We start from the raw sequence: 14,587 nt of genomic DNA on the forward strand, positions 1-14,587 counted from the left end.
AATTTCCTCCTTGCCAGCCGTGGCCGAGCGATGGACCCGATATCGTGAATATACCGATCGGTCTACCCATCGGCAAGGTGTCATAGGGTCGGCATGAACTCAGCCACGGCAAGGATGGTGAGCACGACCAAGGCGAGTCCGATCAGCCCACCCGCAGGAATCATCGTGCTGCACACCACGATCCAAACGGCCAGCCTCGACCACTCGAACGATTGGTTGCCGACCACGCTCCCGAAGTGAGCCCGGAGCCCGTGGTAGGACGCCCACACCGCCGTGGCCGCCGCCGCCACAATGACGATCCGCAGCCCGACCGGCGTCGCCACCATCGCAATACCCGCCGCGACCACAGCGGCCGCTACCCGCCCCCACACCACTGCCCGAACTGCAGTTGCCGCGGTCCACGGTTGACTGCGATCGGGCTCACCGCGGTACCGGGGTAGCCGCCCATCAATACCCAAGAGCCGCCACATCCACCGCGTCCAGACCGTGCGCAGACCGAGGTCTTCGGCAACACGTCGGACGTCGGCGGCCGATTCTGCCAACATCTGCCGGGATCGAGCGCTGCGCCAGTAGGCGGCCTTGAAGGTGCGCCTCGGGATTCCGAACTGCCGGGCGAATGCACGCGGTGGTGCGATCATCTCGCCGATCAGCCACCGCAGATAGATCGGAAATGCCAAGGCGTACAACAGCCGCCGCAACCGTCCCACTGCCGCGATTCGGTGCGTCAGATAGTGGTCGGCGAATGAGATGTGGCGGGCTTCCTCCGCGAGATGAATGGAAGTGATCTTGTTCAGCAACGGCGGCACCGCCGCCGCGCCCCGATGCTGCAGCGTCTGTTGGAAGTGCAGCGGCTGTTCCCCGCACAGCACCCCGATGAACAGGAAGATATTGGCGTAGCCGCCGATGAATCCCAGAATCGGCCCGAAAAACCGTGACCCTCTGCGCATACCGGGAACGTCGGCGCCAGTGCGGTTCACGAACTCCTGGAACATCTGAATGTGGTGGCATTCATCGGTCAGCTCATGAAGCAAGTACTGAAACACCACCGAACCGTTGGGCAGGGTGCCGGCGTGGTGAATCACCCCGCGGATCAGCATCATCTCGAACTGCAACGTCACCTTGAGGATGTTCGCGGTGAGCCAGCGCCCCATCGCGATGCGCTGTTCAACGGGTTGCCGCGCATACCATTCAGTCGCCGCGAGCGGAGCGATGTCGGGGTCGAGCTGCCAACGCGGGTCATCCTGGTCCAGCGTGTTTTCGGCTGCATCCCAGTCGATGTCGATAAACGGATCGAAACGCCGACGGGTACTCGCCCGGCAGAGCGTTGCGGCGATGCCGGCATCGAGTTCGGCCGGCGTGCCGGCGCGCAGGTGTGATCTGGCCGATTCGGCGGGGGCGTGTGCGGTGAAGCCCACAGTCATGGCATGACCTCCGTTGGTATCGAAGGGGTCGGGATGCCGACGAGCGTGCTGCCAGGCATTTGCGTGACGGTGTCAGCCGCGTTGCGGCGACGGCTCTTCGCGTGGGAAGCGTTGTCCCAGTGTGGGATATGCGGATGACACTGAGGCGAAACGTCGCAGAAACAGCGCGGTTCCTATACTCGGCGATGGTCATCTCGGACAACCACCCGCCGCTGCACGGCCTGGGCCCGCGCACGCGTCTGGGCGGCTTGGATCGCGGTGCGTTGGGCGCCGCCGATGTTGCGGCACAGTCTGTTTCGGCCATGGCACCGTGCGGTGCCGCGGCCGCGATTCCCGTATTGGTTGCGGGGCAGGGTGGTCCGGTAGTGCTGAGCATGGCCGTCGCGTTCGTGCTCGCACTGATCGTGTCCTGGCTGGTCCGGGGATTCGCGCGGCGGGTACCTGCCGCCGGCTCGCTCTACACGTGCGCAGCCGTTGGGGTTGGGCCGATGTCGGGCTTCATCACAGCTGGTGCACTGTTGCTCGGCTACCTCGGCATCGGGATGTTCGCCGTCACTGAGACTTCGGCGTTCTGGCTCAGGTTGGCGTCCTCGGTCGGAATGACGGCGCACGGCTGGCTGGTCGCTGCCGCCGCACTCGGGTTCGCGGCACTCAGTGGGGTGGTACTGGTTCGCGGTATTCGGCTGTCGGCCCGGGTCTCGCTGGTGACCGAGACCGTCGCGGTACTGCTCGTGGTGGCAGTTTCGGTGTGGTTGCTCTGTCACGGCGACGAACGTCGATTGCACGACGCCGTGCTGGCACCCATCCCCGACCTCGGCCGTTTGGCCTCCAGTGTGGCCGTCGCGATGACAGCGTTCGTCGGCTTCGAGAGCGCCACGGTGCTGGCGGTCGAGACCCGAAACCCGCTGCGGACGGTGCCGGCGGCGGTCCGCGGCTCACTGCTGGTGGGCGGCGCGGTCGTGCTGCTCGCGACCCTGGCCCAAGCCGAGACCCTCAGCGGCACAACGACCACTTCGTGGTTCCAGGCACTGACCGCCGATCCGGGCGGGCGGGCGTTGGTTCCTGCCGTGTATCTGGCGGCGGCGCTGTCATTCTTTGCCTGCGCGCTGGCATCTACGACGGCAGCGGCCCGCGTCTTGCTGTCGCTGTCGCGCGAAGGCGTCCTGCCTGCGGCCCTTGGGCACACCGATCTGCGCAGTAAAGCACCCACCGTGGGGATCTGGTTGTGCACCGCGATCGTGTTCGGCGTGCCGTTCGCCGTGAGTGCATGCGGCGCCGACGCGGAAGCGGTATGTGGCTCGCTCGTGGCCGCCGCCGTGTGCGGTTTCCTGCTGGCGTACGCCGCGCTGGCCGGCGCGATGCCCGCGCTGCTGCGGCGGCTGGGCGAACCCAGCCGGGTGGCATGGGTGATAGGGCCGGCCTGCGCGCTGGCACTCACCGCGGTCCTGGCCGGGTTCTGGGGCCTGACCCTGGCCGGCCCGTTGTGGACCGGTGCGCTGACGTCCGCAGCCTGGATGCTGGCATGGACCCTCGTTGGTTTTCGGCTGCGCGGGCGCCGCCCTGACGCGTTCGCGTCGATGGGCGCACACGCCGGAACCGTCAGGTCGTCGGTGTGGCGCGGCTATCTGCGGAGCACGTCATGACCCGAGCGTTGCGCCCGGACGCCGGGTCGCGTTCGGCGCTCGCGGCCCTCGCCATCATCGAAGAGGTCGCCGCCGCCGGACCCGGCATCACGGCTCTGGACATCACCTATCGACTACGAATGTCGCGGTCCGCCGCGTACCGGTTGCTCGCCGTCTTGGTCGACAGCGAATACCTCGTCCGCACGCCCGATTTGGGCGGGTTCGCGCTCGGGCGCCGCATCGACCGATTGGTCGGTATCCCCTCCACTCCGGCGGACCGGTTACGCGAAGCCGTTGACGCTGTTCGGGCCGAAGCCCGGTTCGGGATACACCTGGTGCTGCACCGGCCCACCCGGTTGCCGGCGTTGGAACTGTTCGACATCGATCCAGATTTCCCGCTATCTGATCCGGCCCGGGTGATGGCCGAGCCGGACTGCTCGGCCATCGGACGCATGATTGCCGCGAACGCCCGCGGTGAACGTCCGGCCTTCTCCACGCAGCACGGGATCTTGTTGCCCGGCCACGGATGTCTCGCGCTCCCGATCCGCGGCGCCGATGACAGTCTGATTGCCGTACTCGCGGCCTCCGCGCCCGCACATCGAGTGACAGACCCGGATGCGTTGATGGCGTTTCTGACTCCCCACGCTCGGGCCGTGACAATCGCGTGCACAACCGACGGTTGACTCACGCGTTCGCGGCACTACGGTGCCGGCGTTGCGGCGATCGGCAGCAGGTTCTTCCGGGCGAATTGCGCAACCTGTTCGTAGGTCTCCAACGGCGCCAGCACCGCAGGCGTGAGGAGGATCGAATGGGTGATGCGGACAAGGATTTCGGCCCGGGCGAGTAGGTCGGGTTCAGGGACCGCCGCTACGTCCGGACCGCGGAGCACCTCGGCGGTCGCCGCGACGGCGCCGGCCAACAGCGGGCTGGCTTCGAGGGTCAGCCGCGGCAGCACTGTGTCGGGTTCGATTTCGAGAAGCCTGTTCCAGACGGCATTCGTGCGCACTGTCTCGATCGTCGTGGCAAAACTGTGGACCACTCGATCCGCGAAATTGTCGGTGCGCGCCGCGGCGGCGCGCACGGCTTCGAACAGCTTTTGGGATTCCCGGATGAGTACCGCGCTGACAATCTCGTTCTTCCCGCCGACGCGGCGATAGATCGTGACCCGGCCCAGCCCTGCACGCTGGGCAATTTCGTCGACGGTAGCCCGCCGTATGCCGATCTTGGCGAAGACATCGAGCGCGGCATCGAGGATCTCTTCGACACCCTCATCACGCGCGGTGTCAGGAGCGAAGAGATCGGTGTGCACGTACCTGACCATAGTCGACGCTGCAACATTGAAACAATTGTATGTATTATGTTTCACTGTAGCACGAAGGACTCAGAGCCGAGGAAGGCGTGTGATGGCGAGCAAACAACCGGGGCGCGTGGTGCGTGAATACAACGACGAGGCGTTGGCGATCAACGCTCGTCATGTCCACTTCGATTGGTCCGGCGTCCCGTTGGAGTACATCCCGGGCGAGGCCTACGCCACTCACTTCTGGAACGTGATGCACCTGGTCTTGCCGGAAGGCGAGCGGGCCATGGCCGACGTCTTCAGTCAGGCGCTGCCATACATCGATGACGAGCGTCTCAGAGAGGAAATCGTCGGATTCGTCGGACAGGAGGCAACGCACGCGGCTTCACACGAGGGCTTCCGCGACTACCTGCGGGCAAACGGCGTCGAGGTCGGCGTCGTGCTGCGTCGTATCGAGTTCGCGGTAGAGAAGATCTTCGGCGACCACGGCATTACCGGCCCTGCCCGCAAAGCGTGGTTGAGCGAGCGTCTGGGGGTCTACGCAGCGGCAGAGCATTTCACCGCTGTGATCGGTGAATGGCTGTTGGACAACGACGCTTTCGATCGCGCGGGTATCGACCCGACGATGCTCGACTTGCTGCGATGGCACGGCGCCGAGGAACTCGAACATCGCAATGTCGCGTTCGATGCCTACCAATACGTCGACGGGGGGTACGCCCGCCGCGCCCGAACGGCCGTCATCGCGTGTTCAGGTCTTGCGCTGCTTTGGTTTTCGACAGCGTCGTATCTCTACGATAACGACTCGACGGTGCAGCGGCGTCGTCCGTGGCCCTTCGAGTACCTCCGTGCGGCCCGTAACGGGTTGGTACCAGGCGTGTCGTTCTTGTTCTCACAGATGTACACCTACCTGCGCCCGGGCTTTCATCCGTCGACGATGGGCGATATCAGCAAGGCAGTGCGTTACCTGGCGCAATCGCCCGCGGCGCAGGCGGCGCACGCATGAGCCGGCTGCTCGGCCGGCCGGCAGCCGTCGACGACCCGACTCCTGCGCTCAAGGCGATGGGGCAGGTGGCCCGCGGCTATTCGCGGCTGTTCACCGAGAGCAGGATTGCGGACCGCTTGTCTCCGGCCCGCCCGGTACGCCGCGCGGGATACGACGCACGGCTCGAAGTTGTTGCGGTGGATCGCCTGGCGGCCGATGTGGTCGGCCTGACCCTGAGCCGGCCCGACCGTTCACCGCTCCCCCGGTGGACGCCGGGTGCGCACATCGATGTGTTCACCCCATCGGGGCGGCAACGGCATTACTCGCTGACCGGTGACCGATTCGATCCACTCCACTACCGGATCGCCGTGCGGCAGATACCCGACGGAGCGGGTTCGACCGAACTGCATCGCGTCCGTGTCGGCGACACGCTTCGCATCCGGGGTCCCCGCAACGCGTTCAGCCTTGCCCCGGCCGACGACTACGTATTCATCGCAGGCGGGATCGGCATCACGCCGATCTTGCCGATGGTGCGCGAGGTGGCATCCGGCACGTCTCCCTGGCGCCTGGTGTACACCGGACGGTCACGCGAGTCGATGCCCTTCATCGACGAGCTCACCGAGCTCGGGCACGGCCAGGTCCTGATCCGGCCCGACGACCAGTACGGCACACCGAATTTGGCCGAGTTGTGTGTGGCCGATTCACCCCGCGCGGCGTTCTATGTGTGTGGCCCTCCGGCCATGATCGAACGGGCTCGTAATGTCGCCACCGTCGCGGCCGGGGCAGGCACAACTGCGGAATTCCACAGTGAACGGTTCAGTGCCGCACCCATCGTCGATGGCAGGGCCTTCACCGTGACGCTCACCGAATCGAGGCTCACTGTCGACGTCGGCGCGGACGAGTCTGCTCTCGCCGCGATCCGCCGGGTCAAACCGGACGTGCAGTACTCGTGCCAGCAGGGTTTCTGCGGAGCCTGCCGCGTGCAGCTGGTGGACGGCGTTGTCGAGCACCGGGATCGGGTGCTGACTCCCGATCAGCACAGCGACTCGATGATGATCTGCGTTTCCCGTGCCCAGGGTGACTCGATCTCCGTTGCTCTCTAGTCATCCACCGGCACACAGCAAGGACACACCATGACCAAATCCGCCCCCACACACGTTCATACCGCGATCATCGGTGCCGGATTCGGCGGGATCGGCGCGGCAATGCGACTCAAGGATTCCGGCGACAGCGACTTTCTCGTGTTCGAGCGGGCCACCGACATCGGGGGCACATGGCAGGCGAACACGTACCCGGGAGCGCAGTGCGATATCCCGTCGGTGCTGTATTCCTACTCTTTTGCACCGAATCCGGAGTGGACCCGCCTCTATCCGCTGCAGCGAGAACTGAAGTCGTACATCGAAAAATGTGTCGATGGCAGCGGCATCCGGCCGCACATTCGACTCGGGCATGATGTCACCGACGCCTCATGGGACGACCTGGCGCAGGTGTGGCAGATCGTCGCAGGCGGTCAACGTTTCACCGCTACCGTTCTCGTGGTCGCCACCGGACCATTCAGCGAACCGTCGATCCCGGATCTCCCAGGGCTCGAAGACTTCTCGGGCCCGGCATTTCACTCAGCGCAATGGCGCCACGATGTCGACCTGCGGGGAAAGGCAGTCGGTGTCATCGGCACCGGCGCTTCGGCCGTGCAATTCATCCCGCAGATTCAGCCCGACGTCGCCAAACTGGTTGTGTTTCAACGGACACCAACGTGGATACTGCCCCACCCGGACCGCCCGGTCGGGCCCGCGGTGCGTTCGGCGTTCCGCACGGCCCCACTCGTCCAGCGCGTGGCACGCTCGGCGGTCAGCCTGGTTCAGGAGGCGATGGTGCCCGGTCTGGTCCATCTCCCGACGCTGCTGCAGCCGATGGCGGCCGTCGGGATGTGGCATCTCCGTCGACAGGTTCGCGACGAGGACCTCCGCGCAAAGCTGACACCGCAATACGCGTTCGGCTGCAAACGCCCGACGTTCTCCAACACGTACTACCCCGCGCTCGCAGCGGACAACACCGTCGTGGAAACCTCGGCGATCCGGCGCGTCACCGCGGACGGGATCGAGACTGCCGACGGCACCCACCATCGCCTCGACGCCATCGTGTTCGGAACCGGGTTCAAGCTGGCCCACAACGAGGGCTTCACCCGCATCCACGGTCGAGACGGCCGTAGCCTCGCGGAGGTATGGGCCGGCGGCGAGATGAAAGCGCACCTCGGCACCGTCATTCCAGGTTTTCCGAATCTGTTCATGATTCTCGGCCCGAACTCGGTGGTGTACACGTCGCAAATCGTGACGATCGAAGCGCAGCTCGACTTCGTTCTCGACGCCCTCGCGCAGATGCGCCACCGCCAGATCCGCAGTATCGAGGTGTCGGACGAGACCCTCGACAACTTTGTCGAGTACGTCGACCGCCGCCTCGCCGACTCCGTGTGGAACTCTGGCGGTTGTCAGAGCTACTACCTGAGCCCATCTGGCCGCAATTTCACCTTCTGGCCCGGCTTCGTCTTCACCTTCCGGCATCAGATGCGCCGAATTCGTCTCGGAGAGTTCGACATCCGCTATGCGACCGCACCACCCGCGGCTACCGATACCGAGTTGGTGGTCGGGCGATGACCGCACATCCAGCGATGAACCTCTCCGGCGCAGTGGTTTTCATCACCGGCGCGGCACAGGGAATCGGCTTCGAGGCGGCGACCCGGTTCGTCGCGGCCGGATCCCGAGTCGTCCTTGTCGACGTCGACGACGAGCAACTCGGGAAGGCCCAGGCGCTGCTGGGGAGCAACACCATCGGCGTCGTGGCTGATGTGCGTGATGCCGAGGCGTTGACCGCCGCGGTCGACCAAGCGGTCGGCACCTGGGGACGTATCGACGTGGTGGTCGCCAACGCCGGCGTCACACCACCGCCGGCGACCCTGCGCACGATTGAACCCGATGCGTTCCAACGGGTTATCGACATCAACTTGCTCGGTGCGGTGCACACCGTCCGCGCGGCGACCGAGCACATCATCTCCAGCCGCGGACACATTCAGCTCATCGGTTCGTGCGCAGCGTTCGCACCGGGGATGGGCGGTGCGGCGTACATGATCAGCAAGGCCGGGGTCGAGCAGCTCGGGCGTGCGTTGCGAATCGAGCTGGCAGCGCATCACGTAACGGTCGGAATCTCCTACTTCGGCATCGTCGACACCGCGCTGGCCCGCACGACACTCGATGACGATCCGGTGGGCCGGCGAATCGGCGAACTGCTGCCCTGGCCGTTGAACCAACGCATCGACGCGGACTACGCCGCCGCACGCATTGTCGATGCGGTCAGGCAACGCAAAGCAAGCAGCATCGCTCCGCGAGCATGGATTCCCTATGCCTGGCTTCGCGGTGTCATCAACGTGATCCTGGATCAGCAGCTCGCGGCCAACCCGACGGTCGCCAACATCATCCGGCAACTGGAGCGGTGACATGCTGGCTCTCGCCCGGAACCCCGAACACCAACCAGCCGAAAGAACCGCCTTCGAGAAATGAGATGAAACGATGGTCACCACCTCCGATGTGCACGGCCTGATCGGGACCGTCACCACATTCGCCCGGCGAGGCCTACGCATCGCGGGAAACGCCGGCCTCCCCATGCGGGGGGTGCCGTCGCAGGGGCACGCCGCCGCGCATTCGAACTCGCAATCGCGGCCCGCCGATGGTGCCGTTACGACACCGAATGACGTGCCCCAACTGAACGATGCGCTTCACACCAAGATGGCCGGGCTGTTGGATCGTTCGGTCGAACAGAGCACCTGCGAGACCCGGCTGGAGCTGTACACCCGTATCGTCGACCAGCTTGTCGCCGACGAGGCACGGATTCTCCGTGCGCTGTCAGACGGCACCGCCTCGCCGCTTGTCAACGTCTATTCGCAGTCTCGATGGTGGTCGTCGCCTCGGGCCGTCCTGACCAACACGTCTCTCATCGGCCGCACCGCAGGCGTCACATTGCCGACCATGGTGCCGACGTACGTCGCCAACCTGCTGCAACTCGGTTTGGTTGAAATCGGACCGCAGGCAGACCAATCGGAAGCCGGGTACGAGGTACTCATGGCAGAACCCAGCGTCACGCGTGCCATCGCCGACGCCGAGGCGGCGCGGCATTCAGCTCGGGTCGAGCAGCTCAGTCTGCGTCTGTCCGAACTCGGGCACGAGCTGTGGACGATATCAATGGGCAACGATTCCCCGTAGGGATCACGATTTCCCGAACTACCTGGGCCACAATGCATTCAGCCACAGGGCCGGCACCACGTCAGTAGCGGGATCGGGTTGGCCAGACGGTGCTCCGAAACGCGCGGGAGCACAACCGGTGACCGTCGCGGTGGTCAGAACACGGACCAGCGCCGGCAGGTCGGCCGAGATCGGTTGGGCGCCTTGGCATACTTCGGTGACCACAATCGCCACGATCCGGCGGGTGATGGCGTCCTCCACGTCAGCGACGATTTCGGCGATCTCAGGTTCATAGCCTGCCGATGCGCGACACGACGCCCACACCGGATCGTCGGCCGCCAGCGCGGCACGTATGCCGGTGATGACCCGCGCGATCAACGCTCGCGTCGATTCCCCGGGCATCCGCACCGCAAACGACCGATCGAGCATGGCGGCAGTGGTGCGGCCGTGCAACAGTTCGGCCAGCGCGGAGTACTTGGAATCGAAATAGAAGTAGAACGCGGTTCGAGTGACCCCCGCCTGCCGAGTGATCGCCTGCACCGAAGTCTCAGAGATCGGGTTCAGCTCCAGCAATGCGCGCAGCGCCGTCAAGATTGCCGCACGGGCGTGATCACCCCGGTTTGTGGTCATGGCGCGGTCCCCGGTGGTCCGCCTGGGGCTATCGGTAGCGGCCGCACTCACCGGACACGAAGCGCCGCCCGGTCGACGCTGAGTTGTCAACACGGCGCTCTTTCTGTCGGGCAAGGTATTTCACGCAGATCCGGGCAAATTGGATGGCGTGCGCGGTGCGGCCACTGCACAGCCTTGAAACAATCATACTCGATATGTTCTACTGTTTCAGAGCCAACGGTGGCGACCCTGCCGCCGTCGATACGCGGCGCACCGCAGCTGCGCCGCAAGCGGTCTGGATTACGCAGGAAAATCCCGAGGAAGGCAGTGATGAGCGAAAGCCTGTGCGCGCATTTCCAACGGCGCGTTGCCGAGCTCGGTGACACCGCAGCAATCTGCCACGCTGACGGCACAGTGGCATTGACGTGGTCGCAGTACGGCGCCGAGGTTCGACGCGTCGCCGCGGGATTGGCCGGGCTGGGTGTGCGCCGGGGTGACGTGGTTGCGATGATGCTGACCAATCGCAGCGAATTCCACGTTGTTGATGCCGCGGTCATGCACCTGGGCGCGGTCGGCTTCTCGGTGTACAACACCAGCGCCACGGCACAGATCAGCTACCTGTTCGAAAACGCCGAGCCGGTGGTCGTGGTCAGCGAGGCGCAGTATCTGGAGAAGGTGCTCGCCGCCGCATCGGGCACCGGTGTGCGCCATGTCGTCTCCGTCGATGAATCAAGCCACGGTGTACTCACCCTCGACGAGGTGACCGCTTGCGGTGCTGACGATTTCGACTTCGACGCGGCCTGGAAGGCCGTTCAGCGCGACGATATCTTGACCCTCATCTACACCAGCGGGACCACCGGGCACCCCAAGGGCGTAGAGCTGACACACGCCAACCTGCTGTACCAACTCGAGGTGATCCCCAGTGTGGTCGGCAACCTCGCCAGCGGCCGCGTGCTGTCCTACCTGCCGGATGCGCACCTGATCAATCGATGGATCGGCCAGTACGCGCCGATGTACTTCGGCATCACGGTCACCGACGTCGGCGACCCGAAGACCTTGGTCGACGTGCTGGGCCGGGTACACCCGACGTTCTTCGTCGCCGTACCGATGCTGTGGTACAAGATTCGGGCCCGAATCGAGGCGCTCATAGCGGAGCAAGCTGGACCGGCCGGGGCTTTGGCGCGCTGGGCGTTGACCGCCGGCAAGAAGAAGGCTGCAGCCACCCTGGCTGGAGGCCGGCTGGGACTGCTCGACGAAGCGGCCGCCGCCGCGGCAGATGTGTTGGTGTTGTCGAAGATTCGCTCGCGCCTGGGGCTGGACCAGCTGAGTGCTGCGGTGTCGGGCGCTGCACCCATCGATGTTTCCGTTCTCGAGTTCATGCTCGCGATCGGCGTACCGGTGCTGGAGGCCTGGGGCATGTCAGAGACCTCGGCGGTCACGACCGTGAACCCGAGAGACCGGATCAAACTGGGCACGGTCGGTAAACCGATCCCGGGCACTCAGATCAAACTCGATTCCGACGGCGAGATTCTGGTGCGCGGGTGCGGCGTGATGCGCGGATACCATCGCGATCCCGACCGCACCGCGGACATTCTGGATACCAACGGCTGGATCCACACCGGCGACATCGGCTCGCTCGATGCCGAGGGGTATCTGCGCATCGTCGACCGGAAGAAGGAGTTGATCATCAACTCCGGCGGAAAGAACATGTCGCCCAGCAACATCGAGGGCGCATTGAAGGCCGCGAGCTCCCTGATCGGCGCTGTCGCAGCCATCGGCGACAACCGGCCACACATCGCCGCGCTCATCACGCTCGACCCCGACGCGGCCGCGGAGTTCGCAGACCGGCACGGACTCCGCGACACCGCAATAGCTGAGCTCGTCGACAGCGAAGCCATCCAGCGCGCTGTTTCCGAGGCAGTGACGCTGGCGAACGCTCGCCTATCCCGGGTTGAACAGATACGCAGCTGGAAAGTCCTGCCGCAGTATTGGATTCCCGGCAGTGATGAGCTGACGCCCACGCTCAAGCTGCGCCGTGCGCCGATCGCCGAGAAGTACGCAGCGCAGATCGACGCGCTGTACGCGCGCCTGAGTTGAAAGGAACACGACAGTGACCCACGCATTGACGACCGAACTGGCGGACCTGTCCGGCTTGGCCCGGGACTTCTTCACCAAAGAAGTCGCCCCGCGCCACGAGGAGTTCGCCGCCGCCGGAGAGCCCGACCGGGCGTTGTATCGCCGTGCCGGCGACTTGGGCTTGCTGCTGATGTCCATACCTGAGGAATTCGGCGGCGGCGGAGCAACTTTCGCGCACGAGGCGGTACTGTTCCGGGAGCAGGCCTATGCGGGTGACCTCTCGATGCAGTTGGGGGTACACGCGGGCATCGTCCCGCATTACCTGAACACCTACTCCAGCCCCGAGCAGAAGCGGCGCTGGCTCCCCAAGCTCGCTTCCGGCGAATGGATCGGGGCGATCGCCATGACCGAGCCGGGCACCGGCTCCGATTTGCAGGCCATTTCGACCAGGGCGGTACGCGTCGGAGACGAGTACGTGATCTCCGGTGCGAAGACGTTCATCTCGAATGGTGCGACATGCGACCTGATCATCATTGCGGCCAAGACTGATCCAGGACAGGGTGCGGCCGGATTGTCGCTGCTTGCTGCCGAGGTCGGCGACGACACTCCCGGATTCCAGCGCGGGCGCAAATTGAAGAAGATCGGCCAGAAAGGACAGGACACCACCGAATTGTTCTTCGATGAACTCCGGGTACCGGCGGAAAACCTGCTCGGCGGCATCGAGGGGCGCGGCTTCGTCCAGCTGATGCAGCAGTTGCCGCAGGAACGACTCATCGTGGGCGTCGCCGCGTTGGGTGCGGTCGAAGCCGCATACGATCACACCGTGGCATACGTCAAGGAACGCCACGTGTTCGGGAAACCCCTTTTCGCCCTGCAGAATACGCGTTTCGAACTGGCCGACATCGCTACCGTCATCGATGTGATGCGCACGTTCGTCGACGACGCGATTCAGCGTCACGTCCGCGGCGAGCTCGACGTCAAGCGCGCCGCTCAGGTCAAACTCTGGTGCTCCGAACAACAGACAGAGATCGTTGACCGCTGCCTGCAACTACACGGCGGCTACGGGTACATGGAGGAGTACCCGATTTCCCGCTTGTTCGTCGACAGTCGAATCTCTCGGATCTACGCCGGCGCCAACGAAGTCATGAAGGACCTCATCGCCCGCCACCTCTGAGAGATTCACCGATCCATACCGGGTAGACCTAACCAGAGCTTCGCCCCAGCCCGAAGGTCCGCGGCCCGGGTTGGCAGCCCGTAACAGCCGTCAAACCATCGCCGTCAGCGAACCGGCCAGGCCTCGCGCGATACCGGCCAGGTAGTTCATCCCTGCATTCGGGCTGTAGTCCTGGTGTGACTGTTGCCGGTCGCCGCAGTAGAACGCGATGGCCATATTGATGGCGTTGATGACTGCCAAAACTTCGAATACACCATTGGCTATCAGCCCCTGCCCGAAAGCCCACAGGTCTTGTATTGCACCGTTCCACTGCGTCAGCACGAAGTCGAAGATGACCCTCATCACGTCGCCCGTCTTGTCGGTCGGGCAGCACGTGTAGATGTCCACGCCGGGCTTGCCGTCGTAGCTGGGTTGGTTGGGGCCGTGAGCGTAGTTGTGCCACCAGTCGGGTGAATTCGTCCAATTGTTGTTCGGACCGCCGATGCCTGCCCCGCCGGGGTCTCCGACCGAGCCGGGAGCACTGCCAGAGGGGTTCCAGTGGCCCGCCGCGCGGTACGGGTTGCCGAACGCGACGGCACCTTTGCAGTCGGTGATCCCTGCCGCCAGTTCGGCTTTGACAGCCAGCGTGCCGATGATCGCCCCTTCACTCCAACAGGACAGCAGGTAGGGCCCCGGGCACTGCAGCCGCAGCCGCTGGAATTCCGCCAGCCCCGACTGCACACCGACCGACAGCGGGAACGCGCCACAGTTGTAGCCGACAGGCTGCCAGTAGCCGAGGTTCAGGCCTTGATTTGACAGGTACCGCGCCACGTCCGCCTGCGGACCGGTCCACATGTCGCCTTGGTACCCGTTGATGCTGAAAACGGTCAAAGTCATTGTCGCCCTCCTAGATTGATCTCATTCCGATCGTCGGGGTGCTGCTTCATGGCGACGCCCTTCAAATCTGCTTCGCTTCAGCTCCATGTCTCCCCTACAGATAGCTACCGATTCCCGATCTACGACGGGCAGCGCTACCGGATGCGTGCAGCGAATATGGTCCCGACGCAGCGGGAAACCTAGGGGCAAAAGTCACATGATGCGTAGGTGTTCGGCAAACAAGCCGATGCCAGCACCGTCGCCCGGGGGCCGGCAGGAGTGGCGGTCAAAGGTGACCACGGCTACGTCAGCAACAGCGCCG

At 64.7% G+C, this 14,587-nt stretch carries 13 protein-coding genes; 9 read left to right on the top strand and 4 right to left on the bottom strand.

Annotated features, from left to right (window positions below):
• Positions 1-80: 80 nt before the first annotated feature.
• The gene (locus G6N59_RS07705; protein WP_138231580.1) at positions 81-1,421 is read right to left on the bottom strand and encodes an AurF N-oxygenase family protein; all 1,341 of its coding nucleotides are present in this window, start codon (positions 1,419-1,421) and stop codon (positions 81-83) included.
• A gap of 185 nt (positions 1,422-1,606) precedes the next feature.
• On the opposite strand from G6N59_RS07705, the gene G6N59_RS07710 reads away from it, so the two are divergent.
• Both G6N59_RS07710 and G6N59_RS07715 read left to right on the top strand, forming a co-directional pair.
• Positions 1,607-3,064, top strand: a complete 1,458-nt coding sequence (locus G6N59_RS07710; protein WP_163911060.1) for an APC family permease — start codon at positions 1,607-1,609, stop codon at positions 3,062-3,064.
• Positions 3,061-3,726 carry a helix-turn-helix domain-containing protein gene (locus G6N59_RS07715; protein WP_138231582.1) on the top strand — a complete coding sequence of 222 codons (666 nt, stop codon included), beginning with the start codon at positions 3,061-3,063 and terminating at the stop codon, positions 3,724-3,726. Before G6N59_RS07710 ends, G6N59_RS07715 begins: the two co-directional genes overlap by 4 nt.
• A 17-nt stretch (positions 3,727-3,743) precedes the next feature.
• Here the strand turns inward: G6N59_RS07715 and G6N59_RS07720 are convergent, their stop codons facing one another.
• Complete coding sequence (locus G6N59_RS07720; protein ID WP_138231583.1) at positions 3,744-4,352, bottom strand: TetR/AcrR family transcriptional regulator; 609 nt, start codon at positions 4,350-4,352, stop codon at positions 3,744-3,746.
• Positions 4,353-4,446: 94 nt separating this feature from the next.
• On the opposite strand from G6N59_RS07720, the gene G6N59_RS07725 reads away from it, so the two are divergent.
• From G6N59_RS07725 to G6N59_RS07745, 5 genes are all read left to right on the top strand, one after another.
• Positions 4,447-5,343: a metal-dependent hydrolase gene (locus G6N59_RS07725; protein ID WP_138231653.1), complete on the top strand. Its 897-nt coding sequence runs from the start codon at positions 4,447-4,449 to the stop codon at positions 5,341-5,343.
• Positions 5,340-6,425: a PDR/VanB family oxidoreductase gene (locus tag G6N59_RS07730; protein WP_234884321.1), complete on the top strand. Its 1,086-nt coding sequence runs from the start codon at positions 5,340-5,342 to the stop codon at positions 6,423-6,425. The genes G6N59_RS07725 and G6N59_RS07730 overlap by 4 nt, the downstream gene beginning before the upstream one ends.
• Positions 6,426-6,455: 30 nt before the next feature.
• Positions 6,456-7,973 carry a flavin-containing monooxygenase gene (locus G6N59_RS07735; RefSeq protein ID WP_138231584.1) on the top strand — a complete coding sequence of 506 codons (1,518 nt, stop codon included), beginning with the start codon at positions 6,456-6,458 and terminating at the stop codon, positions 7,971-7,973.
• Positions 7,970-8,809, top strand: a complete 840-nt coding sequence (locus G6N59_RS07740) for a short-chain dehydrogenase/reductase (RefSeq protein ID WP_234884322.1) — start codon at positions 7,970-7,972, stop codon at positions 8,807-8,809. Before G6N59_RS07735 ends, G6N59_RS07740 begins: the two co-directional genes overlap by 4 nt.
• 73 nt (positions 8,810-8,882) lie before the next feature.
• Entirely contained in the window at positions 8,883-9,572 is a 690-nt protein-coding gene (locus G6N59_RS07745; RefSeq protein ID WP_138231585.1) for an Abi-alpha family protein, read from the top strand.
• A gap of 18 nt (positions 9,573-9,590) precedes the next feature.
• On the opposite strand, the gene G6N59_RS07750 is transcribed toward G6N59_RS07745, so the two are convergent.
• Complete coding sequence (locus tag G6N59_RS07750) at positions 9,591-10,181, bottom strand: TetR/AcrR family transcriptional regulator (protein WP_138231586.1); 591 nt, start codon at positions 10,179-10,181, stop codon at positions 9,591-9,593.
• A 309-nt stretch (positions 10,182-10,490) separates the two neighbouring features.
• Here G6N59_RS07750 and G6N59_RS07755 point away from each other — a divergent pair, with 309 nt between their 5' ends.
• Entirely contained in the window at positions 10,491-12,257 is a 1,767-nt protein-coding gene (locus G6N59_RS07755; RefSeq protein WP_138231587.1) for an AMP-dependent synthetase/ligase, read from the top strand.
• A gap of 13 nt (positions 12,258-12,270) precedes the next feature.
• On the top strand, positions 12,271-13,410 hold the full coding sequence (locus G6N59_RS07760) for an acyl-CoA dehydrogenase family protein (RefSeq protein WP_138231588.1): 1,140 nt from the start codon (positions 12,271-12,273) through the stop codon (positions 13,408-13,410).
• 90 nt (positions 13,411-13,500) lie between these two features.
• Here the strand turns inward: G6N59_RS07760 and G6N59_RS07765 are convergent, their stop codons facing one another.
• Entirely contained in the window at positions 13,501-14,286 is a 786-nt protein-coding gene (locus tag G6N59_RS07765) for a hypothetical protein (RefSeq protein ID WP_138231589.1), read from the bottom strand.
• Between the last annotated feature and the right edge of the window lie 301 nt (positions 14,287-14,587).

The organism is Mycolicibacterium aubagnense (assembly GCF_010730955.1).
Lineage (GTDB): Bacteria > Actinomycetota > Actinomycetes > Mycobacteriales > Mycobacteriaceae > Mycobacterium > Mycobacterium aubagnense.